This is a genomic window from Rhodoferax aquaticus (genome assembly GCF_006974105.1).
GTDB classification, from domain to species: domain Bacteria; phylum Pseudomonadota; class Gammaproteobacteria; order Burkholderiales; family Burkholderiaceae_C; genus Allorhodoferax; species Allorhodoferax aquaticus_A.
Genome location: NZ_CP036282.1, coordinates 3,663,786 through 3,688,199 on the forward strand (window position 1 = coordinate 3,663,786; position 24,414 = coordinate 3,688,199).

Annotated in this window: 21 protein-coding genes; 12 read left to right on the forward strand and 9 right to left on the reverse strand. The window is 57.5% G+C overall.

Translation table 11 applies throughout. The features are described from left to right. Positions 1 to 52: 52 nt before the first annotated feature. The 6 genes from EXZ61_RS16985 (at position 53) to queC (ending at position 6,682) form a co-directional block, all read left to right on the forward strand. Positions 53 to 544, forward strand: a complete 492-nt coding sequence (locus EXZ61_RS16985; RefSeq protein ID WP_142812884.1) for an Mpo1 family 2-hydroxy fatty acid dioxygenase — start codon at positions 53 to 55, stop codon at positions 542 to 544. A gap of 82 nt (positions 545 to 626) precedes the next feature. Beyond that, complete coding sequence (locus EXZ61_RS16990) at positions 627 to 2,558, forward strand: YhgE/Pip domain-containing protein (protein ID WP_142812885.1); 1,932 nt, start codon at positions 627 to 629, stop codon at positions 2,556 to 2,558. Between the two features lie 105 nt (positions 2,559 to 2,663). Next, the gene (locus tag EXZ61_RS16995; protein ID WP_142812886.1) at positions 2,664 to 4,352 is read left to right on the forward strand and encodes a flavin monoamine oxidase family protein; all 1,689 of its coding nucleotides are present in this window, start codon (positions 2,664 to 2,666) and stop codon (positions 4,350 to 4,352) included. 13 nt (positions 4,353 to 4,365) lie between these two features. Then, a complete protein-coding gene (locus EXZ61_RS17000) occupies positions 4,366 to 5,184 on the forward strand; it encodes a carbon-nitrogen hydrolase family protein (protein ID WP_168224800.1) in 819 nt (272 codons plus the stop codon). Between the two features lie 164 nt (positions 5,185 to 5,348). Beyond that, a complete protein-coding gene (locus EXZ61_RS17005; protein WP_142812888.1) occupies positions 5,349 to 5,843 on the forward strand; it encodes a hypothetical protein in 495 nt (164 codons plus the stop codon). A 119-nt stretch (positions 5,844 to 5,962) separates the two neighbouring features. After that, positions 5,963 to 6,682 (forward strand): 7-cyano-7-deazaguanine synthase QueC, encoded by a 720-nt coding sequence (queC, locus tag EXZ61_RS17010; RefSeq protein ID WP_142812889.1) that lies wholly within the window; start codon positions 5,963 to 5,965, stop codon positions 6,680 to 6,682. On the opposite strand, the gene EXZ61_RS17015 is transcribed toward queC, so the two are convergent. The 6 genes from EXZ61_RS17015 to ilvA form a co-directional block, all read right to left on the reverse strand. Further along, the gene (locus EXZ61_RS17015) at positions 6,658 to 8,475 is read right to left on the reverse strand and encodes an ABC transporter ATP-binding protein/permease (protein WP_425353587.1); all 1,818 of its coding nucleotides are present in this window, start codon (positions 8,473 to 8,475) and stop codon (positions 6,658 to 6,660) included. The two genes, queC and EXZ61_RS17015, sit on opposite strands and share 25 nt — an antisense overlap. A gap of 87 nt (positions 8,476 to 8,562) precedes the next feature. Beyond that, positions 8,563 to 9,858, reverse strand: a complete 1,296-nt coding sequence (locus EXZ61_RS17020) for a DUF1501 domain-containing protein (protein ID WP_142812890.1) — start codon at positions 9,856 to 9,858, stop codon at positions 8,563 to 8,565. 13 nt (positions 9,859 to 9,871) lie between these two features. Further along, positions 9,872 to 11,146: a DUF1800 domain-containing protein gene (locus tag EXZ61_RS17025; protein WP_142812891.1), complete on the reverse strand. Its 1,275-nt coding sequence runs from the start codon at positions 11,144 to 11,146 to the stop codon at positions 9,872 to 9,874. Positions 11,147 to 11,164: 18 nt separating this feature from the next. Then, positions 11,165 to 11,407, reverse strand: coding sequence for a hypothetical protein (locus tag EXZ61_RS17030; RefSeq protein ID WP_142812892.1), 243 nt, complete (start codon positions 11,405 to 11,407; stop codon positions 11,165 to 11,167). A gap of 182 nt (positions 11,408 to 11,589) precedes the next feature. Continuing rightward, complete coding sequence (locus tag EXZ61_RS17035; RefSeq protein WP_142812893.1) at positions 11,590 to 12,483, reverse strand: 5'-nucleotidase; 894 nt, start codon at positions 12,481 to 12,483, stop codon at positions 11,590 to 11,592. 25 nt (positions 12,484 to 12,508) lie between these two features. After that, entirely contained in the window at positions 12,509 to 14,068 is a 1,560-nt protein-coding gene (gene ilvA / locus EXZ61_RS17040) for a threonine ammonia-lyase, biosynthetic (protein ID WP_142812894.1), read from the reverse strand. Positions 14,069 to 14,172: 104 nt separating this feature from the next. On the opposite strand from ilvA, the gene EXZ61_RS17045 reads away from it, so the two are divergent. Then, complete coding sequence (locus EXZ61_RS17045; protein ID WP_142812895.1) at positions 14,173 to 14,625, forward strand: OsmC family protein; 453 nt, start codon at positions 14,173 to 14,175, stop codon at positions 14,623 to 14,625. 67 nt (positions 14,626 to 14,692) lie between these two features. Here the strand turns inward: EXZ61_RS17045 and coq7 are convergent, their stop codons facing one another. After that, on the reverse strand, positions 14,693 to 15,328 hold the full coding sequence (gene coq7, locus EXZ61_RS17050) for a 2-polyprenyl-3-methyl-6-methoxy-1,4-benzoquinone monooxygenase (protein WP_142812896.1): 636 nt from the start codon (positions 15,326 to 15,328) through the stop codon (positions 14,693 to 14,695). 219 nt (positions 15,329 to 15,547) lie between these two features. On the opposite strand from coq7, the gene EXZ61_RS17055 reads away from it, so the two are divergent. The 5 genes from EXZ61_RS17055 (at position 15,548) to EXZ61_RS17075 (ending at position 21,943) form a co-directional block, all read left to right on the forward strand. Beyond that, positions 15,548 to 16,591 (forward strand): porin, encoded by a 1,044-nt coding sequence (locus EXZ61_RS17055; protein WP_142812897.1) that lies wholly within the window; start codon positions 15,548 to 15,550, stop codon positions 16,589 to 16,591. Positions 16,592 to 16,858: 267 nt separating this feature from the next. Then, on the forward strand, positions 16,859 to 17,902 hold the full coding sequence (locus tag EXZ61_RS17060; protein ID WP_142812898.1) for a porin: 1,044 nt from the start codon (positions 16,859 to 16,861) through the stop codon (positions 17,900 to 17,902). A gap of 257 nt (positions 17,903 to 18,159) precedes the next feature. Then, on the forward strand, positions 18,160 to 19,194 hold the full coding sequence (locus EXZ61_RS17065) for a porin (protein WP_142812899.1): 1,035 nt from the start codon (positions 18,160 to 18,162) through the stop codon (positions 19,192 to 19,194). A gap of 244 nt (positions 19,195 to 19,438) precedes the next feature. Then, positions 19,439 to 20,593, forward strand: coding sequence for a porin (locus tag EXZ61_RS17070; RefSeq protein WP_142812900.1), 1,155 nt, complete (start codon positions 19,439 to 19,441; stop codon positions 20,591 to 20,593). Positions 20,594 to 20,695: 102 nt separating this feature from the next. Then, a complete protein-coding gene (locus EXZ61_RS17075) occupies positions 20,696 to 21,943 on the forward strand; it encodes a M20 aminoacylase family protein (RefSeq protein WP_142812901.1) in 1,248 nt (415 codons plus the stop codon). Positions 21,944 to 22,024: 81 nt separating this feature from the next. On the opposite strand, the gene EXZ61_RS17080 is transcribed toward EXZ61_RS17075, so the two are convergent. Both EXZ61_RS17080 and zwf read right to left on the reverse strand, forming a co-directional pair. Continuing rightward, positions 22,025 to 22,873 (reverse strand): MurR/RpiR family transcriptional regulator, encoded by an 849-nt coding sequence (locus EXZ61_RS17080; protein WP_142812902.1) that lies wholly within the window; start codon positions 22,871 to 22,873, stop codon positions 22,025 to 22,027. 23 nt (positions 22,874 to 22,896) lie between these two features. After that, complete coding sequence (zwf, locus tag EXZ61_RS17085) at positions 22,897 to 24,363, reverse strand: glucose-6-phosphate dehydrogenase (RefSeq protein WP_142812903.1); 1,467 nt, start codon at positions 24,361 to 24,363, stop codon at positions 22,897 to 22,899. Positions 24,364 to 24,414 lie beyond the last annotated feature (51 nt).

Genomic DNA, 24,414 nt, shown 5'->3' on the forward strand with positions numbered 1-24,414 from the left:
GTCAGCGCTGGGGCAATCTGCGAATATCCGGCTCCCACACAAGGAGTTAGCCATGGCATCCACCAGCCCCGCCAACCCCAAACACACGGCCCTCGCCATTGGGTCACGCAAGGTGGATCTGCTTTTGGCGCATTACACCGCCAACCATACCCACCCCAGCAACGAACGCATCCACTTGGTCAGTACACCGCTGAACCTGTTCAGCGTGGTCGGCGTGCTGTATGCGCTTTACCCTTGGCTTGCTGTGGTGTTTATCGTCCTGAGTTTGCTGTACTACGCCCGGCTGTCTTTCGAGTTTTGCGTTGCCATGGCCATCACCCTCCTTGCCATGCTGGTGCTGGCGGGCATTCTGGGTGCCTTAGGGGTGCTTTGGGTGCTTTGGGTGCTCAGCGTCTCGGCCTTTGCGGGTGCGTGGCTGCTGCAAGACTATGGGCACCAAATCGAAGGCAAGAAGCCCTCTGCCATGGAGGATCTGCAGTATTTTTGGGTGGGGCACTTGTTTGTTCTGAGCAAACTCTTTTTCAAATGGGGCATCCGCTGGTAAAGATCGGTAAAACGCTTCACAGGATGGTTTCGCCGTGCCTGCAACTGGGTTATCGTTAGGCATCACTCGCGGCGCGCACGACATGAAGTTTTTCTCCCAAATCTGGTACATCATTCGCGTTGAACTCAGTTTCTTTGCGCGCTACCCTCGGTTAGTGTTAGCCACGGCAGTGGTCGCCTTGATCCCTGCCATGTATGCAGCGATCTACTTGTCCAGCGTGTGGGACCCTTTAGCCCACACCAACGCTTTGCCTGTGGGGGTGGTCAACCAAGACCAAGGGGTGGAGTACCGGGGCACGGTGTTCAATATTGGCAAAGAAGTCAGCCAGCGGCTGCAGGCCAGTAGGCGGTTTGGCTTTCAGCTCATCGAAAGCGAAGCGGCGGCCCGCCATTTGGTGCGCACCGGCGAACTCGCGTTTGCCTTGATCATCCCTCCAGGGTTTAGCTCCAATGCCATCCCCGGAGCTTCGGTAGGCGCTGGCAAACTCGTGGTCTACACCTCAGAGGGCAACAACTTTGAAAGTGCCGCTATTGCGCGCCACTTTGCGGAGACGCTGGGCCAAGACGTCAATGACAGCCTCAATGAGCGGCGTTGGGCCTTGGTACTGAGCAATGCAGCAGGATCGCAGCGCAGTGTGGAAGCCCTGCGTAACGGTGTTGAACAACTGCGCACTGGCGCCAACGAATTGCGCGCCGGGACCGTCCAAACAGCCAATGGGGCGCGAACCCTCTCCAATGGTGCTGGACGTCTCAACGACGGAGTAGGCCAACTCACCAGAGGCGTGAAAGAACTGGGCGCAGGCTTAAAGACGATGGATGCGAAGCGCCCCGCCAACGCCGACCTGAACCGCTTGCGCAATGGGGCGGAAACCCTGTCCGCAGGACACGTAGAGTTTGGCCAAGGTTTGGCAGAGCTGCAGTCGGGCTCACAAAAGATACGGGACGGCGTTGGCGCATTCCAAACCGAGGCCAAAGACAGCATTTTTGTGCCCGCCAAAGTCACAGACAACCTCGACAAGCTGGCGGACAGCTTGGGACAGCTGCACACGGGAATCCAGAGTGCATCTGGCGCGCAGGTCAAGCTAGCGGATGGCGCCAAAGCCGTCAGCACTGGCGTGAACACCCTGACCAGCGGCGTACGCACTTTGGGCGGTGGCATTCGGACCATGGTGAGCAAACTGCCAGAAGACAGCCAGTTAGACGAACTCAGCAAAGGCGCTGGCGAAGTGGCGAATGGGGTGAGCAGCGTGGCGGAGGCGACCCAAAAGGTGAACGCGGGTGCGCAGCGCTTGGCGGCAGGCATTGAGCTTTTGTCTAGTTCCCTACCCAAAGACATTGCCAAGCTCGATGGCAGCGCGCAGGGCTTGGCGGTGTCGGTGCAACCTGTCATGGACGTGGAGGCAGCGGTACCCAACAGCGGCAGCGGCTTTGCGCCCAATGTGCTGCCTGCGGCCCTGTGGTTGGGCGCAGGAATTGCGGCCTTCTTGATTCATGTGCGGGTCTTGCCCCGGCATGCCCAATTCTTCCTCCCCCCCGCGCAAGTCATTGGGAAAATCGCGCTACCCAGCGCCATTGTGGTTCTGCAGGCCGTGCTCTTGGCGGCCATGGTGCGCTACTTGCTGCACATACCTTTGGTCCACAGCGGAGCCTTTGTCTTGACCTTGGTGATTTCAGGGGTGACCTTTTTACTGATCGTCTTTGCCCTGACGCGTGCCTTTGGCGACGCTGGCAAGGGCCTTGCCATGATCTTGCTGGCCGTTCAGATGTCGTCCTCAGGTGGCATTGTGCCCATTGAGCTCAGCGGCGGCTGGTACAAAGAGATCAGCCCCTGGCTACCGGTGACATGGTCTGTGCGTGCGCTCAAAGCCAGCATGTTTGACGCCTATGAGGGCAACTGGCAGCACCCCTTGCTCATGGTTTCTGCTGCAACACTGGCAGCCTCTGTGTTTGCCAGTTGGATTGGCAAATGGCGCTTTGTGAAGCCCCATGAAATGCGCGCTGCCATTGACGTCTGAACCAAGCTCGTCGCGTGAGGCGGGTGGGCAAACCATGGCATGAAGCGGGTAGGCCTGCGTTTATGCTCTCAGACTTGTTTACAAAACTAGTCTTGAGGTTACGTCATGAGTGTTACCCAGAATGCGCCTGCCACCCACGCAAGCGCAAAGCCCGTCACCCTGTTTGGTCCCGACTTTCCCTTTCCATTTGATGACTGGATTGCCCACCCCGACGGCCTAGGTGTGCTGCCCTCGCATTGCCATGGCCAAGAAGTCGCGATTGTAGGTGCGGGTATGGCAGGCATGGTTGCTGCCTACGAGCTCATGAAGCTGGGACTCAAGCCTGTCATTTACGAAGCGTCCAAGATGGGGGGCCGCCTGCGCTCCCAGCACTTTGAAGGTGCCCAAGGCGTGGTGGCTGAGCTGGGCGGCATGCGCTTCCCTGTGTCTAGCACCGCCTTCTACCACTATGTCAACCAATTGGGCTTGCAAACCCAGCCCTTCCCCAACCCCCTGACCCCCGCGTCCGGCAGCACGGTGGTGGACCTGGAAGGCAAGACCTACTACGCAGAGTCTTTGGCAGACCTGCCGCCCCTGTTTCGCGAGGTGGCCCAGGCCTGGGCCGAAGCATTGGAAAAGGACGCGCGCTTCTCAGAAGTCCAGGCGGCGATCAAAGCCCGCGATGTTGCAACCTTGAAGCACATTTGGAATGACCTCATCCCCAAGTGGGATGACCGCACTTTCTACGACTTTGTGGCCAGCTCAGACGCTTTCAAACGCCTGTCCTTCCAACACCGCGAGGTGTTTGGCCAGGTCGGTTTCGGCACCGGGGGGTGGGACTCAGACTTTCCCAATTCGATGCTCGAAATTCTGCGGGTGGTCATGACCAACTGCGATGAGAACCAGCGCCTCATTGTGGGCGGGGCAGACCAAGTACCGCATGGCCTCTGGGAACTAGCGCCCGCCAAGCCGGTGCACTGGCCTGCAGGGACCACACTTGCTTCGCTGCATGGGGGTGCGACCAGGGCAGGTGTGGCCCGCATAGCGCGTGCGCCTAACGGGCAGCTGGCCGTGACGGACCGCTGGGGCGACACCCGTGAGTACGCCGCCGTTCTCACCACCTGCCAAAGTTGGCTGCTGACCACGCAAATTGACTGCGAGGAGTCGCTTTTCTCACAAAAAATGTGGATGGCGCTGGACCGCACCCGTTACATGCAGTCCTCTAAAACCTTTGTGATGGTGGACAGGCCGTTCTGGAAAGACAAAGACCCAGAAACCGGGCGGGACCTCATGAGCATGACCCTCACCGACCGACTCACACGGGGCACCTACCTGTTTGATAACGGTCCCGACAAGCCTGCCGTCATCTGCCTGTCCTATGCGTGGATGGGTGACGCGCTCAAAATGCTGCCCCAACCGGTGGAAAAGCGGGTCAAGCTCGCATTGGATGCATTGAAAAAGATTTACCCCAAAGTCGACATCGCCAGCCACATCATTGGAGACCCCATATGTGTGTCATGGGAAGCCGACCCGCACTTTTTGGGGGCGTTCAAAGGGGCTTTGCCGGGGCACTACCGCTACAACCAGCGCATGTATGCCCACTTTGTGCAAAAAACCATGCCCGCCGAGCAGCGTGGCATCTTCATCGCGGGAGACGATGTGTCTTGGACCCCTGCTTGGGTCGAGGGTGCGGTGCAGACCTCCTTGAATGCAGTCTGGGGCATCGTGCACCATCTGGGTGGTCATACCCATGCCAGCAATCCGGGCCCCGGCGATGTGTTTGACACTTTAGGCCCTATCGCCCTGCCAGACTAAGGTGGCAAACTCTGTGCAGCTCCCTAGACAAGACCTCACGCTGGCGCTGTACCAGTGTGCACCTTGGCCCTTAGACACAGAGGCCAACCTGCGCCGCCTAAACATCGCTGCCCAAAGGGCCGCGCAGCAAGGCGCACAGGTCTTGGTGACCCCAGAAATGTTCATCACCGGCTACAACATTGGGGCATCCGCATGCCGTCAATTGGCCCAAGCGAGCGACGGCAGCTATGCACAAGCGGTAAAAGCTATCGCTCAGCAGCAAGGCATTGCAATTGCGTATGGTTACCCTGAGTGCGATGCGGTGGGCCATGTCTACAACGCGGCCCAATTGGTGCAGGGGCACGACGCGCCGGGCTTGAACTACCGCAAAACCCATTTGTTCGGCGCCCTAGACCGCAACCAGTTTTCGGCAGCCCCCTTACAAAGTCAGCTGATCGAGCTACGCGGATGGGCGATCGGTTTGCTCATTTGCTACGACGTAGAGTTTGGTGAAAACACGCGGCGCTTGGCCTTAGCGGGGGCGGACCTGGTGTTGGTTCCCACCGCCAACATGCCGGACTACGACTTCGTCGCCAGCACATTGGTGCCCGTGCGTGCCTACGAAAACCAAGTTGCGGTGGCCTACGCCAACTACTGGGGGGCCGAAGCCGACGTGGCCTATGGCGGCCTCAGCACGGTATGCAACGCCAGTGGCCAAGTGCTGGGCGCAGCCGCACGAGAAGAGTCGCTACTGGTCTGCACCGTGCGGGCTGAAGACTTGGCACTCGCGCGGCAACGCCAGTCGCATGTGCGAGAGCTCAGGCAAGCGCAACACCCAAGCGCGGACCGCTGACCTAGCGTTCCCTGGGCCTTCGCGGCCCAGCGGACGCCAGAAGTGCTTATTTTCAAAAAAAATCACTTTTTTTAAAAATAGGCCTAAATAAGCCTCTAAATCTGCCGTTAAGAAATGTACGTCAACTCATAAAAGTAACCGGAGAGGCCAAGGGCCGAAACATCATGCAATTGCCGTCTGTCGATCGAAACCCAAATGTGCGCCCCGCCGGCGCAGATTTGGCTTCGTCTGCGGCAAACAAGGTGATTCCTGTGGCCCCGGTCAACCCTTCGGTTTCGGTGACTACGGCCGCAGAGCCAAGTCCCAGTGTGATCAACTTGGTGAACCAAGCGGCAAAGCCGAACCAAGGTGAGCCTGTGTACACCAGTGTGGCGGACCCTACGGCCAAGGGCAACGAAGAAGCCACGCTGCACCGCGACTGGACTATTCACCGCCCTGTGCCGCAAAAAGTGGAGAACCCACCTCCCAAACCCATATCGCAGGTTTTGATGGACCATTTGCGCACCATGTGGACAGCCAGCGCCAGTGCGGTGCAGGTGGAACAGGTCAAAAACATCAACGCTACGCCGCCCCAAACCAGTATTGAAGGGGCGGCGGCCCACATCAAACAGCAGTTGGTGTACTCGGCCAGCAAGGTCAACAAAAACGAAAACATCTGAGGCCGTCACCTCGCTCAGGGGCTTGCCTGCCCCTCGCCAACCGCACAAGGTCAGACTGCGGGCAGCACCATTTCTCTTATTTTGTATACAGTTTTGGAAGTTGCACTACCATTACGCCTATGCACACCACTGCCCTTGTTTTGTTTTCTGGGGGTCAAGACTCGACCACCTGCCTCGCCCACGCCCTCGCCCGATACGACCGCGTGGAAACCATTGCCTTTGACTACCGCCAGCGCCATAGCGTCGAGTTAGAAGCCCGGCTTCAAGTCCTGCAAGAAATACGCAAGCAGTTCCCCCTATGGGCACCCAAACTGGGTGAAGACCACATCTTGGACTTGGCCGTACTTGGCGCCGTGAGCGAGACTTCACTGACCCGGGACACCGCCTTCAAAATGGAGGCAAGTGGCCTGCCCAACACCTTTGTGCCGGGCCGCAATCTCTTGTTCCTCACCCTGTCTGCGGCGGTGGCCTACCGCCGCGACCTGCAAGTCATCGTGACTGGCGTGTGCGAGGCCGACTATTCGGGCTACCCCGACTGCCGTGACGACACCATGAAGGCCATGCAACTGGCCTTGTCTCTTGGCATGGACAAGCGCTACCTGATCGAAACTCCGCTGATGTGGATCGACAAAGCCGACACATGGCGTTTGGCACACCAACTAGGCGCCGCGTCGGGCGTGCCCGACGGTGGCCAAAAACTGGTGGACTTGATTGTGGAACACACGCACACCTGCTACCTGGGCGACCGGGAGCATCGCCACGCCTGGGGCTATGGCTGCGGCACCTGCCCTGCGTGCGAGTTGCGCGCCCGGGGCTACGAGCGCTTCTCCACCAACTGATACTTGGCGCCCATGCCGTGTGGGTGTGGCACTGGCGCTAGCTCCCAGCGGCGCTGGTGAAACTCCGCAACCCCAGGCCTGTGCGCTATGGAAACAAGAGCGCCTTGCCCAGTATTTACAAGCGCAAGCAAGCTTTTGTAGATACTTTTTTCAGTGGCTTCATCGAGGGCGCTCGTGGCCTCATCGGCAAAGACCCAACGCGGTTTTTTGAGAAACACCCGGGCGATCGCCAGGCGCTGCTGCTCGCCACCCGATAGCTTTTGCCCCCACGCATCGATGGTGTCCAGCTGCCCGCACAAGTGGGGCAATTGCGCCTCGCGCAAGGCGTCTTGCAGCATGGCGTCCGTGTAGTGGCTTGCAAACTCGGGGTAGGCCAATGCGTCACGCAAAGGCCCATTAGGAAAGTAGGGGCGCTGCGGAAGGTACATGGCGTCTGCCGGACTATGTACGGTGCCCTGGGCAAAAGGCCAAATGCCAGCCAAGGCACGAAACAGGGATGACTTGCCGCTGCCCGATGGCCCTTGCAGCAGCACCGTGTCACCAGGATCTACCGCCACGCCCACACCCGACAGCAAGACCTGCCCTGTTGGCAAAGCGACGCTGAGCCCTTCTGTGCGCAACCCCTCAGGCGCTAAACCGGCAGTAGTCGCTTCAACTTGCGTAGCATGCTGCGCAGACCCGGTGTCCTCTATCGCCACGACGGAGGCCTCGAAACTGGTCAAACGATCGGTGGTAGCACGCCAAGTCGCCAAGGTGCTGTAGCTATCGACGAACCAACTCAAAGCGCCCTGCACCTGCCCAAATGCGCTGGAGATTTGCATAAGCTCACCGAGCTGAATGGCCCCACTAAAAAAGCGCGGAGCAGCCACCACAAACGGAAAAACCACCGCCGCTTGTCCAAAAAAGCTGGTGAACCACACCAGGTTCTTTTGCGCCTTGATAAGCGCCAGCGTGTTGCCCATGACCTTGCCAAAGCGCGCGTCCAACTGCCCCCGTTCCGCCTGCTCGCCACGGTCAAGGGCAATGGACTCGCTGTACTCCCGCACACGCACCATGTGGTGGCGAAAGTCGGCTTCTAGGCGCTGTTGCTCAAAGTTCAGCCGTATTTGTGGGCGACCAATCCAATGGCTTATGACGCTGCCAACTAAGCAGTACAGCACGGCCATCCAGACCATAAAGCCCGGAATGGTGTAACTGCTTCCCTGCACCGTAAAGCTAAAACCGCCCGACAAGGCCCACAAAATGCCCACAAAACTCACCAAGGTCACCACCGCGTTGAGCAGCCCCATGCTCAGTGAAATGGTGTAGCTGGTGAACTGGTTGATGTCTTCTTGGATGCGCTGGTCAGGGTTATCTGGGTTGGCATGGTCTGCGTGGCCCGGCACCGCAAAACGCGCCAACTCCAGTTGGTAGAACGCATGGTGAGACAACCAGCGCGTGAGGTAGTGCCCCGTCATCCAGGTGCGCCAGCGCAGTTCCAGCATTTGCGTCAGGTAAAACTTGTACACCGCAATGACGATGAAGGCAAAAGCAAGGTAGGTAAACCGGCCCAACTGCGTCCAAAACACGGACGCATTTTTGTCTTGCAGCGCATCGTAAAACAACTTGTTCCAGTCGTTAAACAGCACGGCCATGTAGACCATGGCCAAGTTCAAAGCCACGATGGCCAGCAAGAGCCCACGCGCGCGCCATTTTTCGTCTGACACAAAGTACGGTTGGGTCAGCGCCCACACCCGGCGCGTCATCTGCGCAAACCCTATGCCCTTGGCACGAACGATCGACATAACAGCCATGAATTTACCTTTGCAAAGTCTAGCGTTCATAGTAGCGCCCAGCACGCCCTGCGATGGGCGTGGTTGGCCCAAGCCGCACAAACAACACTAGGACCGCATCAGCCCGTCGAGCTGCGCATCCCAGGCATAGCCGGGGAACAGGCGGTCCAGCTCCGCTGTGCCCACGCCTTGGCTATGGCGCAACACCTGGGCCAACACGGCCCTGAAGTCGTGGTGCACGGGCAGGTCACGGCCCTCATGCAGATTGCCGTTGGCCAAGCCCTCCCACCGGCCGTGCGCCCGCCCGCCTTGGACCTGGTTGCCCATGAGCCACAAGGCATTGCCATGCCCGTGGTCGGTGCCACGGGTTCCGTTTTCGGCGCTGGTGCGGCCAAACTCGCTGCACACCACCACCATGTCGTTAGGTTGCGAAAAATCTTTGCGCAGCTGCACCAGCGTTGCGGCCAAGTTGCCCAGGTTTTGCGCCAGCGCCCCCGTCACACCGCCTTGGTTGGCATGCGTGTCCCAGCCGCCTGCTGACAAAAACCCCAAGCGCAAGCGACGGTCTTGGCGCATCAGAGTGGCCAGATGCTGCGCATCCAACAACAAACCCTTGGAGTTGCCCGCGCCATTGTTGGCGGCCTGCATTTCTTGCGCAGCCATACCCGTGTCCGCCATATCGGCACTCAAGGTTTGCGCGGTTTGCATGCGGCTTTCTGCCCCGGCTCTGAAGGCCTCTGACAACTTGTCTTGGCCGGAATACAGCTTCATCACGGCGTCGCGAGTGCGGGCATCGCCCAGCGCACCTTGGCGCGTGGCGGCTTGGCCCTTAGGGACCAGTTGCACTGGCGCACTGCCAGCCAAAATCAAGGGGTTGGCTTCCCCCACGCCCACGGCCAAAGCTTTGCCTGGCCCCGATGCCGAAGCAGCGGCTGCGGCACGTTGCGCCGCCAGGGCGTTCATCCAGCCATCTCCACTGCCGCTCTTGCCGGGCACCCCAATCTCCCAGTGGTGTTGGGCGTCAAAATGCGAGCGCGTGGGGTCGGGTGAACCCGCACAGGGCAATGCCGTCAGCACGCCCTGCTGCCACAGCGGCAGCAAAGCTGCCATAGCGGGGTGCAAGCCAAACATGTTGTCGAGCTTAATTGCGCTTTGCTCACTGCCATCAGGCTTAGGAATGGCAATGCTGGAGCGTAAGCGGTAGTAGTTGGCATCCCCATGGGGCACCAAGGCGGACAAGCCGTCATACGCCCCCCGCAAAAACAGCACCACCAAGCGGGCATCCGCAGCCGCTGGTGCCTTGCTTTGCGCCCACAGAACCGGGCTTGCGTAAACCGCACCAGCACCCAAGAAACCTTGCAACAACGTGCGGCGTTGCAGGGTGAAATCAAATCCTTGTGGCATGTCAGTTCCTTGGCTATTTGTACATAAAGTCTGGGCTTGCCAGCAGCAAGCCGGTGCGCATGGCGGGCCGTTCTTGGGCAACCGACGCGCGGGTAGCGGCCGACATATACGGCAGCAAGAACTCGGCAGTGTCGGCTTGCCTGGCCAAAGTCAAGGCAAAGTCAGCACGGCGGGTCAAAGCCTCTGGCACCAGCCACGTTGCCGCGTCGAACTTGTAGCCGTCAGGGGTTTGCCAGCCGTGCAAGGGCTGGCCCGCTGCATCCAAAAAGCCCACCGCTAAAACCCAGCGTCGCCAATCTGGCGTATCGCTCACGGAGTCCACGGCGGCCAGCGCAGAGCAGGCGTAATCCATGGGGGTTTTGAACAAGCGGTTGTCGGGATGCCAAAAGTCGGCAGACTCCACCAAAGCGCGCATCACCTGCCGTATATCACCTTGGGTACTCAGAAACGTTTGGCTTAAGGTTTGCACCAACGCTGGCGCCGGCTGATCGGCCACAAAAAACTGGGCCAAACGCAAACACACACGCTTGGCGGTGTTTGGATGGCGGGCCAAGCGCCTGATGGCGTCTTCCCCTTCGCCCACGCCGCTACCCAAAAAACTATTCGGGTACTGCTGGCCCAACACGGTTTTACGGCCGGCATCATGCAGCCGCGCCACAAACCTAAAGCCGCTCTTGTCGCCCGGGTCCACGGTCCAGCCCGTCAGCACCCTGGCCATTTCACGCACATCGTTTTGCGAGTAACCACCGTCCACACCCAAGGTGTGCAACTCCATGAGCTCACGTGCATAGTTTTCATTCAAGCCCCGGGTGCTGCCCTGGGGGCCACGGCTACCAGTTGCCACGCTGCGCGCTTGGTCCAAGTACAAAAGCATGGCCGGATGTTTGGCGCTGGCTAGGAGCAAGTCTTCAAACTTACCCAAGGCGTGGGCGCGCGCCACGTGCACCGCGTAGTGCCCCACAAATGGACGCACTGCCCCTTTGCCTACATACACATTGAGGTGGTTGAACCAAAATTCGGTCATGCGCGCCAGCAAGGGTGCCTCGAGTTCCGGGTGGCTGGCGCTTTGCAACCGCCAAGCGGCACTTTGTTGCACCATGGCACGGCTAAAGTGCTCGGGCGCAGGCGGTGCAGCAAAGTCAAACCGTTTAAGGCCATCTTCGCCACGTGCCGTGTCCGTGCCTTTGTTGTCTTTAGCCTTTCTACGGGCATCGCGTTCGCGCTCGGCCCCTGTAAACAGAGACGGTAATGCGCCACTAAACGCACTGCGTTGCGCCTCTTGCCCAATGGGTTTTTGGCTGGCAGCCTAGGCTAGCTCCAGCTGCTTAAGCGCCCAGGCGCGGGGGGCGGTTGCCGCTTGAAGGTCTTGTACCAAAGCAGCCGTAGGCCCATAGCCCAAACGAGACATGACCCGCCATTGCTGCGCAGTGCGGTCCAACTCCGGCGCAGCGGCAATGGCATGCACCCACGGCGCACCTGCAAGCCCCAAGGCTCCGGCCAACAAAGTGCGCCGCTTCAAAGTGGGAGAGGGAACCAAGAGTTGCGCCATCTTTTTCTTTCGGTAAGGCCAGTACGTGGGCAGCACGGTGTGTGCGCAGCCCGTCCAACGTCAACGGCATTGTGGTCGCAAGCGATGACGATTGCGCCACTGGTTTACCGACTTTTACCCAGCTTCACATGCGCTTTACATGGGGCGTAGCGCCCCATAGTGACAAGCCCCGCGGCAGTGCCTTAGTTGCGCACGCCACTGACCACATGGCCTGATGGCACATGCCGCGCGGCTGACTCAATGTGGCCGGTTTGGTCGTCAAAGAAGAAATCTGGCTCAAACTCACGCAAGAACTCACCTTTGTCCAGGCCGCCCAAAAACATGGCCTCATCAATGTCAATGTTCCAGTCCATGAGGGTACGAATGGCGCGCTCATGCGCCGGCGCGCTGCGGGCTGTGACCAAAGCGGTGCGTATGCGCATCGCTGGCGTCTTGGCCTGCTGCATGCGGTGCAGCGCCACCAGCAAAGGCTTAAAGGGCCCGTCTGGCAAGGGCAGCGCCACCTTGTCCATTTCATGCTGCTGAAAGGCCCGCAAGCCTTGGTCTTGGTAGACGCGCTCCGCCTCATCGCTGAAGAGCACGGCATCACCGTCAAACGCAATGCGCACTTCATGGGGGTGCGCGTCACTGGCGTGGGCGGAGTGGGGGTAGACCTGCGCCGCCGGTACACCTGCGGCCAAGGCGGCACGCACATCACTCAAGTGCGTGCTCAAAAACAAATTGGCTTTGAGCGGCTGCAAGTAGCGCCACGGTGGCTCGCCCCGTGTAAACGTGCAGCGAATAATGGGCAAGGCATAGTGGGCTGCAGACTTCATCACCCGCAAGCCGCTCACTGGGTCATTGCGCGACAAGATCACCACCTCAACGCGCTGTGCGTCTGGCTCATTGAACGCCAGCAGCTTTTGCACCAGTGAGAAGGCTACGCCTGGCGTGGCAGGCACGTCCAAACGCTCGCGCTGTAGCTGCATGTAGGCGCGGTCGTCCCCCTGCTCAAAAATTTGGTTCTCTTGCTCAAAATCAAACAAGGCGCGTGACGATATGGCCACCACCAGTTTTCCATCCAATGTGATTGCCATGGCCTGCCTTTGTGGTGTGGCTTAGTTATTGCTGCAAGAACATGCGGTAGACCGGGTTGGCGGTTTCTTCCACATGCGGGTAGTCCAAGGTCTGCAAAAACTTGGCAAATGCTTTGTCGTCGGCTTTGGGCACCTGCAGGCCCACCAAAATGCGGCCATAGTCTGCGCCTTGGTTTCGGTAATGGAAGAGGCTGATATTCCAACCCGGGCGCATCAAACTCAAAAACTTCATCAGCGCACCGGGCCGCTCAGGGAACACAAAGCGCAGCAAGCGCTCGTCTTGCGCCAAGCTCGATATACCCCCCACCATGTGGCGAATATGCTCTTTGGCCAGCTCGTCATGGGTCAGGTCTAAGGTGGCGAACTTGTGCCGCGTGAAGTGCGTGGCGATTTTCTTTGACTCGCCTTTGCCCTGCGTGGTAATTCCCACAAACACATGGGCCTTGGCGCTGTCGCTGATGCGGTAGTTGAACTCGGTCACATTGCGCGGACCACCCGGCAATTCGCCAATCAACTCACAAAACCGCTTAAAGCTGCCACGCTCTTCGGGAATGGTCACGGCAAACAAGGCCTCACGCTCTTCACCCACTTCAGCGCGTTCGGCGACAAAGCGCAAGCGGTCAAAGTTCATGTTAGCGCCACACAAAATGGCGGCATAGGTCTGCCCCTTGGTCTTGTGGGTTGCCACATACTGCTTGATAGCGGCCACAGCTAAAGCACCAGCGGGCTCCACGATAGAGCGGGTGTCCACAAATATGTCTTTGATAGCGGCGCACACGGCGTCGGTGTCCACGGTCATGAACTCGTCAACCAGCCCACGCGCCACTCGGAAGGTTTCTTCGCCTACTAACTTGACAGCCGTGCCATCAGAAAACAAGCCTACGTCCGGCAAAGTGACACGCTTCTTGGCGGCCACAGACTGGATCATGGCGTCGGAGTCGTTCATCTGCACCCCAATCACCTTGATCGATGGATCAACCGCCTTGATGTAGTTGGCCACGCCGGAAACCAAGCCGCCGCCGCCAATGGCCACAAACACGGCGTCCAATGGCTTGTTGCCCAAGGTCTGCACTTGTCGCAGTATCTCCATGGCGATGGTGCCCTGCCCCGCAATCACATCCGGGTCATCAAACGGGTGCACAAAGGTAAGCCCCTGCTTCTTTTGCAAGACCAAGGCGTGGGTATAGGCGTCAGAGTAACTGTCGCCATGCAGTACCACCTCGCCCCCAAAGCCACGCACAGCATCCACTTTGACCTGCGGCGTAGTGGTAGGCATCACGATCACGGCCCGCGTGCCAAGCTTGCTTGCACTCAAGGCTACGCCTTGGGCATGGTTGCCTGCGGAGGCGCAGATTACGCCTTTCTTCAGCTGCTCAGGCGTCAAATGCGCCATCTTGTTATAGGCGCCGCGCAACTTAAAGCTGCGCACGGCTTGCTGGTCTTCGCGCTTTAACAGCACCGTGTTGCCCAAGCGTTGGCCCAGTTGTGCGGCGGGTTGCAAGGCGGTCTCGGTGGCCACGTCGTAGACACGGGCAGTCAATATCTTCTTAAGGTAGTCAGCAGGTTTCAGGGGTTTGGTGGTCATAGGCGCTTCTGAGGTGTGTCCAGATGATAATCGCCACCACCCACGTCAGCGCTAAGGCTGGCCCGTTGGGGTACTTCACTCGCCACATCAAGGATTGATTCACCATGGAATGCACCGTCAGCTGGACAGGCAACTTAAACACGCGCTCAGGCATGGGCTTTCTGGCCGAAACCGGAAGTGGCCACACCCTCATGATGGACGGTGCGCCCGACGCTGACAAACCCGAAAACGGCGGCCAAAACTTGGCCCCACGCCCGCTAGAAACCGTGCTGGCCGGCACGGGTGGTTGCACCGCGTATGACGTGGTTCTGATCTTAAAGAGAGGCCGCCACGCGGTACAAGGCTGCACCGTCAAGCTCAGCGCCGAGCGCGCCACCACCGAACCCAAGGTGTTTACCAAAATTCACATGCATTTCACCGTCACCGGCAAGAACATTCCTGCCGCTGCGGTGGAGCGCGCCGTGGCCATGAGCCATGAAAAGTATTGCTCGGCCAGCATCATGTTGGCAAAAACGGCAGACATCACCACCAGTTTCGAGTTGCAAGAAGCGGCTTAAGGCAGGTAGCACCGCACATCCGGTGTAACCCTCACCGCAAATGGGGTGCGCCGCCTAGCCAGAGCCGCTAGATGCGGTATGCCACCGTAGTCATGACTTTGGCGGCTGCTTGCATCAGGGCTTTGACAGGCTGGGGCAATGTGGCAGCGCCGGCATGGTGGGCATCATCCGCATGGCGCAGTTCGTCGTCCCGCATCTGCGCAACGATCGCCCGCGATGCGTGGTCTTGCGCTGGCAACTCCGCCAAGTGGCTATCGAGGTGTGCGCCTACTTGGGTTTCGGTTTCCACCACGAACCCCAAGCTAACTGCATCACCCAAGCGGCCTGCGACCAAGCCAATTCCAAAAGCACCGGCGTACCAGAGCGGGTTCAGCAAGGAAGTGCGCCCGCCCAACTCTTGCAAGCGCTGTTCGGTCCATGCCAAGTGGTCAGTCTCTTCAGCGCATGCGCGCTGAAAGTGCTCGCGCAACTTGGCATTGGGAGTAGTCAGTGCCTGCGCTGTGTACAAAGCCTGCGCGCACACCTCGCCCACATGGTTGACGCGCATCAGCGCGGCGGCGTGCTCGTTTTGGGCTGGACTCAACTCAGCACCACGTTCGACTGACTCAGGACAGCCCAAGGAAGCATGTGGCTTGGCAAACAGGGTACGCAGTGCTCTATCGGCAGCGATGAGATAGGCGTCTTTGATACGGGGTTGCAACATCGTCCCGAGTCTAATGGATGACCTAAACGCGCACTTGATCTGCATCCAATCTGCTGCATTTTGCATAGAAACAACAGCTGCGTTGTTTTTATGCAAAACTTTGGCCGCTTATTAGAACTGTCACATGCGCTCAGTAAACTAGCGCCAATTTCAAGCTAACCGTTAGCAGAAAGAGACCGTCCCAACAGTGGGGCTTATACCTAGTTATTGGAGTTTTTCATGATGAAAAAAACACTCGTAGCAGTTGCAGTTTTGGCAGCTTGCTCCGCATCTTTCGCCCAAGTAACAATGTCCGGCAAACTGGGCTTCAGCTACCAAAAGAATGCCAAGGCAGCTACTGGTGCAGCTAACCATGGCATGCAAATGGCCGACGGCGATGTTGGCTTTAAAGCTGTTGAAGACATCGGCGGCGGCGTGTCCGTGTCTGCAGACGCGCGCTTGAAGCTGCGTGGCCGTGACACAACAGTCACCGCTCGCGATGCCATCTTGGGCGTAAAGGGTTCCAACTTCGGTTTGACTTTGGCTTCTGTAGAAGTTGCCTCCCCTCTGTTTGCTGGCCATGCTGGTGCACCCGTTTCTTTGGCAACTGGCCATGACAACGACGGCAACCGCGCTCCATTGGACACCACTTACAACGCAGACGTTGCAACTCTTTCCATCCCATTTGGCGCATTCACAGGTAGCTTGGCCTACTCTGAAGTCAACAACGGCAAAGGGATTTTTGGTACCAACACAGTTGTGGGCACCCAGGACACTTCTGGTGGTAACAATTCCGGCTTGACCAGCACTGGCTTAGGTTTGGCTTACGTCGACGGCCCAGTCGCAGTGGCAGTGGACTTCACCGTATTTGCAGCCACAGCTGCAACACCCTTGTTCACCGCGGCTCAACTCAACTTGGCTGATGGCTTGGCTCGTACCACATTGACAGGTACCTACGACTTTGGCGTCGCCAAGGTTGGCTTGGGTCTGCAAACCAAGAACCATGGTTTGCCAAACCAATACACATTGGGTTTGAACGTACCAGTGGGTGCCATCTCCTTTGGTTTGATTTACTCCGCTCGTAACTCGCAAGAAGCTGACGCCTCAGTCGGCCTAGGCAAAGAAGACGCGCGCTCCGCAGCTGCTGTCGGCCTGGACTACAACTTCAGCAAAACTACTGCTTTGAACGTTAGCTACGGTACATATACCGGCAGCAACACCACCATCGGCGGTAAAGAAACTTTGGAAAACGAATACCGCATTCGTTTGATGAAGAAGTTTTAATTAACGCGTAGTTTGAGTTGCCTGCTTTGCGGTAGGCAGCTGCGAATTTCAAAGCCCGGCACTGCCGGGCTTTTTTTATTAGGGTTATCCCGCGTAACAATAATGAAACATTTCTAAGTAATTTTTCGCTTTTTTGCGGATCCAAGCAGGTACCGGCTTGTACCAACCACATGTTCATGATTCAATTTGACTTGGCTCGTAAAGGCCGACTTCGCTATCGCGAGACATCGCGCAAAAGCTTTATTGTCATAACTGGAGACACGGAACATGAAAAAAACACTCATCGCCTTGGCTGTGCTGGCCGCTGCAGGCACTAGCTTCGCCCAAGTTACGGTCAGCGGAAAACTTGGTTTTTCTTACCAAAAGAATGCCAATGCAGCTGGCGGTGCTGCCAATCACGGTATGCAAATGGCTGATGGCGACATTGGATTTAAGGCAGTCGAAGATCTTGGTGGCGGTATGTCCATTACTGCAGATACACGCATGAAACTGCGTGGCCGTGACACCACTATCGATGGACGCGATGCACACCTGACGCTTGTAACTGGCGTAGGAGCCTTTCGCTTGGCAGCAGCAGAAACTTGCTCCAAGCTAGAAGATGTAATGTCTGGCGCTACATCCACTTCAACAGGCATTGATAGCAAATTCAGCGCCTTAGACACCTGCAGCAACGTGGACGCAGCGTCATACATCGTTCCTGTGGGCCCCTTCACAGGTACTTTGTCTTACATCGAATTCGTTCCAGGCGCTGGGGTGGCAAGCACTGTGACCGCTTGGGTCGTTGGAGGAACCTACAGCTCTGGTCCTCTGATGGTTAGCTTGGATCACACCGCTTACCAAGCGGACAAAACCGCGGGGCTAGCAGTATCACCAACAACCACCGTGGCTGGGTTTGGATCCTACGCAGATGGTGGAAGCCGTACTCGCTTGGTTGGCTCCTATGACTTTGGTGTTGCGAAAGTCGGCGCAGGATTTCAAGTCAAGAACAAATCCGCCGCAGACCAATACCTGCTGAGCTTGGCCGTGCCAGTTGGCGCATTGACCTTCGGCATCGACTACGCCAACCGTGCCGCACAAGGCAACCCAGACCTTGACGCTGCCGCTAAAGGTGCAGCTTCTGCTGTTTATGGTGTTGCCAACGGTGACGATTCACGCACCTACTTGGCCGTTGGAGCAACCTACGCTTTGAGCAAGACAACGAGCTTCAATGTCACCGCGGCACAACACACAGGCGCTGGTGCAAACTCACTTACCGGTGCTAAAGCCCAGTACGAAAATGAGTACCGCATGCGCTTGATGAAGTCTTTCTAAGACTTTGAAACTGCTGACTTAGCAAGGCAAAAGCCTCTCGCGGAAGCGGGAGGCTTTTTTGTTTGGAAAGTGATTCTGTGAGTGGCACTCAAGTCAGCAATGTGTTGCGTTTTTGTGTCACTTTACAAAATTACCCATCACAAATGATTAACACCCTTGAGTTTTCGTGGTGAAATTCTTTCAGGCGTTTAGTTGCCTTGATCAGAAAACTTGATTGACAATTTTTCTGTTTCTTTAACCCTTATTGAGAGTCTTCAATGAAAAAATCACTCGTCGCATTGGCAGTATTGGCTGCTTCAGGCGCTTCCTTCGCGCAAGTTACTGTGTCCGGCGCTTTGGGATTCAGCTTCCAAAAGAACGCAACTACTCCTGGCACAGCTGCTACCAAAGGCATGCAAATGACCGATGGCAAGATTAACTTCGAAGCCAAGGAAGATTTGGGCGGCGGCATGTCTTTGACTGCAGCTCAGTCTTTCAACTTGAAGGGCCGTGACACCGGATTGAGCGCACGTGACGCTTCTTTGACTTTGGCTACTAAAGCAGCTACTTTGCAGTTGGGCGCAATTGAGCGTTGCACACGTATCGACAACGTAGCTGGTGCACCTGTGTCCTTGGCTACTGGCCATGACGCTGGCACCGCTGGCGCGCCATTGGACTACTCTACATTCACATTGGACGGTTCTTGCCACAATGTGGACACAGCTGCTGTGAGCTTGCCTTTGGGCGCAGTGACTCTGGGCGCTTCTTACAATGAAGTGTCCGGTGTTGCACCAGGCGCAGCTGCTGGCACTGCCAACAGCACTGGCGGTAACGTTGGTGGCGTGAACTACTACCTGTTGTCTGCTGACTACGCTGCAGGCGCCTTGGCTATTGGCATTGACTACCGCACTGTCAAGGCTGACAACGCTGCAAACACCGCTTTCTCGCCAGCGGCTTTCAACGACGGTTTGGCTACCACCAGCCTGTCCGCTAGCTACGATTTTGGCTTTGCCAAAATTGGCGCTGGTATCAAGACAGCTAACCACAATGCGCCTACACAAACAACATTCAGCGTGGCTGCTCCTTTGAGCTCTGCTGCAACTGTTGGCTTGATCTACTCTAACCGTGCATCCGTGTCTACAGACGCTGCTTACTTCAACACAGCCGTAAACTCTGTCAGCGCAACAGCTATTGGTATTGACTACAAACTGAGCAAGTTGACAGTTCTGAACGCAAGCTACGGCATGTACTCTGGCTTGAACAACAGCCCTATCGACAACGAATACCGCATTCGTTTGTTGAAGTCCTTCTAATTTGACGCTGGCTTTTGCCAGCTGATGGTTTGAAGCAAACCCGTTACTTCGGTAGCGGGTTTTTTTTCGTCTGCACGTATCAAAACCCTGTTGTAAAAACTCGACAATTCGTAGGGCGCCGCATCTAACCTAGTAGTAACGCTAAGGTCACTTCGCTGCATGGTGGGTATGCTGACCTCTGATACTTTGATTAAGTGTCTTTGGCTTCGTTATCTATCTCATAACATTTACAAGAGACGTATTTATGAAAAAATCACTCGTCGCGTTGGCCGTTTTAGCGGCTTCTGGCGCTTCTTTTGCGCAAGTTACGGTGTCTGGCGCATTGGGCATGAGTTACCAAAAAGACCGCACCACGCCTAAGGCAGTGCACGGCTTGCAAATGACCGATGGCCACATCACCTTCACCGCAAAAGAAGACTTGGGCGCAGGCTACTCCATTACCGCCAAGTCCGAAATGTTGCTCCGCGGCCGTGATACGGCCTTGAGCGCACGCGACGCTACTTTGAACTTGATGACACCAGTGGGGCTAATCACAATGGGCGCTTTGGATGCAAGCAACAGCATCATTGGGCGTGGCTGGGCGGATGCTCCTGTTTCCCTTCCTACAGGCTTTGATGGCGAAGTCATTCGTGGCGGCAACAATGTCGACGTTATTGCGTTCAACACCCGCCTAGCGGGAATTGTGGTTGGAGCTGCATACTCGGAAAGCGGTTCAAAAGATGTCAATGACCTAGCTGACGCATTCGGCGCGATGGGGGCTTTGACTGGCGGCGCAGCCGGAAACAAAATTGCAGGCGGCCCTGGCGGTGGTGGCGGCCCCTTGCAACACGTTTCGCTCAACGCGAGCTACGACAATGGCCCGATTTCTGTAGGCATGTCCATTGGCCAAGATTCATTGAGCATCAGCTCCTTGCAAGATGCCAGTGCCGCTGCACTTTTCAAAGCCGGCTACGAAGGACGCCAAAGCACCAACATCTCTGGCTCCTATGACTTTGGTAGCTTCAAAGTTGGTGCTGGATTTAGCACAAAAACCAAAGGCTGGGCAAATGAAACTGTTGTCGGCTTGACTGTTCCCGCTGGTGCAGCCACGTTCGGCCTGATCTACGCACAAAAAGGCGACGACAGTAAATCACTGGGTGACGGCATCCGTGCAGACTCTGCGGGTGGAACATTAGGTGCGGCCGTTGCTTCTCTGACAACAGCTGATGTCAAGGGTACTGCGGCGCGTAGCGGTGTTGCAGTGGGTATGGACTACGCATTGAGCAAGCTCACAACCATTAATGTGAGCTACGGTGTTTACGATGTGAAAGATCCAGAGCGCGTCAACCCAGTAGCTAGTTTGCGCAAGACCGCCTCCAACACCAACGAGTACCGCATTCGTTTGCTGAAGGCGTTTTAAGCTCCCTTAAGCGCACACAGCGCTTAGGTTTTTTCGATCTCTGAGCCCCACTGCCCGCACAGCGTGGGGCTTTTTTGCGCCTATCCGTTTTATGCTCAGGGTATGGCACTGCAATTTCACCCTCCCCATAGCCGTGTGTTTTCACGCATGGCAGAACTCCACCCAGAACTCACCGCATTGCGTCGGGACTTGCATGCCCACCCTGAGCTGGGGTTTGAAGAGGTGTACACCTCGGCACGGGTCATTGAGTCGCTCAAGGTGTGCGGGGTGGACGCAATTCACACTGGCTTGGGCAAGACGGGGGTGGTGGCCGTGATTGAAGGACGTGGCGGCAAAGCCGCGTCCACCTTGCCCCACCCAATGATTGGGCTGCGGGCCGATATGGACGCGCTGCCCATGGCCGAGGGCAGCGAGGTGCCTTGGCAATCCACCAAGCAGGGCTTGATGCACGGCTGCGGGCACGATGGACACACGGCGATGTTGGTTGGCGCCGCACGGTACTTGGCTGAGACGCGCAACTTCAGCGGCACCGCCGTTTTGATTTTTCAGCCGGGGGAAGAAGGCTATGCGGGTGCGCGCGCCATGATGGAAGACGGCTTGTTTGAACGCTTCCCGGTTCAGTCGGTCTACGCCATGCACAACTGGCCTGCCATGCCCCCCGGCACCGTGGGTATCAACCCCGGTGCGATGTGCGCGGCGGCAGACCGCGTGACGATAGAGATTACCGGGCGCGGTGGCCACGGCGCGCACCCCTACCAAACCGTAGACCCGGTGCTGGTGGCGGCCCACATCATCACGGCAGTGCAAAGCATTGTGTCGCGCAATGTGAAGGCCATTGACAGCGCCGTCATCAGCCTGTGTGCCATGCAGGCGGGAGACATCAACGCCATGAGTGTGGTGCCCGAATCGGCCACGCTGGTGGGTACGGTGCGCACCTTTAACCCATTGGTGCAAGACTTGGTCGAGCGCCGCTTGCATGAGCTCTGCACTGCCGTTGCTACTGGCTTTGGTGCCACCGCACAAGTCACCTTTGAGCGCATGTACCCCGCCACCATCAATACGGCGGCTGAGGCGCAGTTTGCTGGGGATGTGGCTGCTTCTCTGCTGGGCGAGGCCAAGGTGGTGCGCAATCTGGAGCCCAGCATGGGGGCGGAAGATTTCTCGTTCATGCTGCAAGCCAAACCGGGGGCCTATTTCCGCTTGGGGCAAGGCACAGAGTCCGGCCCAAGCTCTTGCTATTTGCACAATAACCGCTACGACTTTAACGACGAGGTGCTGCCTTTGGGAGCGGCTTTGTTTGCCAGTTTGGTTGAGCAAGCCATGCCGATGCAAGGCTCGGGAGCGCCATAGACAATGCGCAAATTGCTACTGTTTATATAGCTGCTTGCGCATATCCCATGCGCGCCAGCAGCCCTTTCGCCCCTGACACAATCAAGCGTAGCGCTTGTTACGTAGGTTGTGCTTCATCTCACGCAACAGGGGTTGCAGCTTGTCCCCGCCAATGCGCAGCGCCACGCTGGTGGCCAAGATGTCTACGATCATCAAATGCAAGAGGCGCGACACCATGGGGCTGTAGCGGTCAAAGCCCTCTGGGTGGTCGGCACACAAGTGGATGTTGCCCGCGCTGGCCAAGGGCGAGCCGCTGGCGGTAATCACAATAGTGGTGGCACCGTTTTTGCGGGCAATGTCGCACGCGTCCATCAGGTCGCGGGTGCGGCCGGAGTTGCTGATCACCACCACGCAGTCGCCAGGGCCCAGGATGGACGCGCTCATGACCTGCATGTGGCCGTCGCTGTACGCCGTGGTGTTGATGCCTAGGCGAAAGAACTTGTGCTGCGCGTCTTGTGCCACGATGCCTGAGTTGCCCACGCCAAAGAACTGAATTTGGCGGCCCTCTTTGTAGGCCTCCACCAAGGCAAACACCGCTTTCTCAATGGCCACGGTCGATGCGTCATTGCGGTAACGTAAAAACGCGGCCACGGTGTTGTCGATGACCTTGACCGTAACGTCGCTGATTTTGTCGTCCGCATCCACGCTACGGTGGATGAAGGGCACGCCTTCGTTCACCGTGCCAGCGAGTTTGAGCTTGAAGTCAGCCAAACCATCGTAGCCCACGCTGCGGCAAAAACGCACCACCGTGGGTTTACTCACATGGGAGCGGTCGGCCAGTTCACTGACCGGCAGTTTGGCAAACGCACGCGGATCGGCCAAGCACAGCTTGCCCACGCGTTGCTCAGCGGGAGCCAAGGAAGGTAGGGAGGCTTTGATTCGATCTAGCATGGTGTGTCCTTTGTGCGAAAAGATCAGCTCTCTTCGCTCCAGCAAAACCCGTCGCGCGCAATCATGGCGCTTGAGGCACTGGGCCCCCAAGTGCCAGAGTTGTACAAGCGTGGGCCTTGGGCGTCATTGGCCCAGAACTCCAGCATGGGTTCCACCCAACGCCAAGCTTCTTCTTGCTCGTCGCTGCGCACAAACAAATTCAAACGCCCGTCAATCACGTCCAGCAGCAAGCGCTCATACGCGCCTACCCGGCCCGAGCCGAAGCGTTTATCAAAGTCCAAGTCCAGCTGCACGGGCACCAAAGACTGGCCGGCTGCATGCGTGGTCTTGCGGTTGTCTTGGCCTTGCGCCAAGAGGTGCAACTCCAAGCCGTCTTTGGGCTGCAAGTTAATTACCAAACGGTTGGCCATGCCGATTTGCGAGTTGAAAATGGCGTGCGGTGTGGGGTGAAAGTTCACCACGATACGCGCATCGCGCCCCGCCAAACGTTTGCCGGTGCGGATGTAAAACGGCACGCCCGCCCAGCGCCAATTGGAAATCTCGGTGCGCAGTGCCACAAAGGTCTCGGTGTTGCTTTGGGGATTCACACCTGGCTCTTCGCGGTAGCCTGGCACTTTGCCACCGCCGCTGGTGCCGCTAGCGTACTGGCCGCGCACCACATCTTGCGACAAAGACTCTTGGGTCCAAGGCTTCAAGGAACGCAGTACCTTGAGTTTTTCATCGCGAATGGCATCGGCATGCGAGTTAATGGGCGGCTCCATACCAATAGCGCACAGCAACTGCAAGGCGTGGTTTTGTACCATGTCACGCAGGGCACCGGTGGTCTCGTAAAACGCACCACGGCTCTCTACGCCTAGGTCTTCGGCAATGGTGATTTGGATGTTGGCAATGTGCTCACGGCGCCACAGCGGCTCAAACAAGGCGTTGCCAAAGCGCAGAGCAAACAAGTTTTGCACCGCAGGCTTGCCCAGGTAGTGGTCGATACGGAAAACTTGGTTTTCTTCAAAGATGCCGCGCACCGTTTGGTTGATCGCGCGGTTGGAGGCGAGGTCGTGGCCCAAGGGCTTCTCTAAGACCACGCGGGTTTTGGCGTTGTTGAGGCCTACGGCGCCTAGTTGTTCGCACACAGTGGTGAACAGGGAGGGCGCCGTTGCCACGTACAACACCACGGTGTCGGCATTGCGCTCTTGCAAGGTGCTGGCCAAGCGGGCGTAGTCGGCGGGCTTGGACAGGTCCATGCGCACAAATTCCAACAAGGCTGCAAAGCGGGCAAATTCTTCGGCGCTGGGGCGTTTGGCCAGGTCCACCTTGTCAAAACGGGACTGAATGAGCGACCGGTACTGGTCATGGCTCAGGTCATCACGGCCTACGCCGATGATGCGTCCGCCCTCTGGCAGCGTGCCATGGCGAAAGGCTTGAAACAAGGCGGGCATGAGCTTGCGCCAAGCCAAATCACCGGTACCACCAAACAAGACTAGATCAAAGCTCATGATTTCGAGTTACATAAATAATGACGTTGTAATGTAACTTTGTTTCAACCA

Excerpts from the sequence above, each read along its gene's own strand:
- EXZ61_RS17060 (WP_142812898.1), top strand. The coding sequence starts at position 16,859 with ATGAAAAAAACACTCATCGCCTTGGCTGTGCTGGCCGCTGCAGGCACT.
- EXZ61_RS16990 (WP_142812885.1), top strand. The coding sequence starts at position 627 with ATGAAGTTTTTCTCCCAAATCTGGTACATCATTCGCGTTGAACTCAGT.
- queC (WP_142812889.1), top strand. The coding sequence starts at position 5,963 with ATGCACACCACTGCCCTTGTTTTGTTTTCTGGGGGTCAAGACTCGACC.
- EXZ61_RS17015 (WP_425353587.1), bottom strand. The coding sequence starts at position 8,475 with ATGGCTGTTATGTCGATCGTTCGTGCCAAGGGCATAGGGTTTGCGCAG.
- EXZ61_RS17035 (WP_142812893.1), bottom strand. The coding sequence starts at position 12,483 with ATGGCAATCACATTGGATGGAAAACTGGTGGTGGCCATATCGTCACGC.
- EXZ61_RS17070 (WP_142812900.1), top strand. The coding sequence starts at position 19,439 with ATGAAAAAATCACTCGTCGCGTTGGCCGTTTTAGCGGCTTCTGGCGCT.
- EXZ61_RS17065 (WP_142812899.1), top strand. The coding sequence starts at position 18,160 with ATGAAAAAATCACTCGTCGCATTGGCAGTATTGGCTGCTTCAGGCGCT.
- EXZ61_RS17080 (WP_142812902.1), bottom strand. The coding sequence starts at position 22,873 with ATGCTAGATCGAATCAAAGCCTCCCTACCTTCCTTGGCTCCCGCTGAG.
- zwf (WP_142812903.1), bottom strand. The coding sequence starts at position 24,363 with ATGAGCTTTGATCTAGTCTTGTTTGGTGGTACCGGTGATTTGGCTTGG.
- EXZ61_RS17045 (WP_142812895.1), top strand. The coding sequence starts at position 14,173 with ATGGAATGCACCGTCAGCTGGACAGGCAACTTAAACACGCGCTCAGGC.
- EXZ61_RS17020 (WP_142812890.1), bottom strand. The coding sequence starts at position 9,858 with ATGCCACAAGGATTTGATTTCACCCTGCAACGCCGCACGTTGTTGCAA.
- EXZ61_RS17075 (WP_142812901.1), top strand. The coding sequence starts at position 20,696 with ATGGCACTGCAATTTCACCCTCCCCATAGCCGTGTGTTTTCACGCATG.
- coq7 (WP_142812896.1), bottom strand. The coding sequence starts at position 15,328 with ATGTTGCAACCCCGTATCAAAGACGCCTATCTCATCGCTGCCGATAGA.
- EXZ61_RS17005 (WP_142812888.1), top strand. The coding sequence starts at position 5,349 with ATGCAATTGCCGTCTGTCGATCGAAACCCAAATGTGCGCCCCGCCGGC.
- EXZ61_RS16995 (WP_142812886.1), top strand. The coding sequence starts at position 2,664 with ATGAGTGTTACCCAGAATGCGCCTGCCACCCACGCAAGCGCAAAGCCC.
- EXZ61_RS16985 (WP_142812884.1), top strand. The coding sequence starts at position 53 with ATGGCATCCACCAGCCCCGCCAACCCCAAACACACGGCCCTCGCCATT.
- ilvA (WP_142812894.1), bottom strand. The coding sequence starts at position 14,068 with ATGACCACCAAACCCCTGAAACCTGCTGACTACCTTAAGAAGATATTG.
- EXZ61_RS17030 (WP_142812892.1), bottom strand. The coding sequence starts at position 11,407 with ATGGCGCAACTCTTGGTTCCCTCTCCCACTTTGAAGCGGCGCACTTTG.
- EXZ61_RS17055 (WP_142812897.1), top strand. The coding sequence starts at position 15,548 with ATGATGAAAAAAACACTCGTAGCAGTTGCAGTTTTGGCAGCTTGCTCC.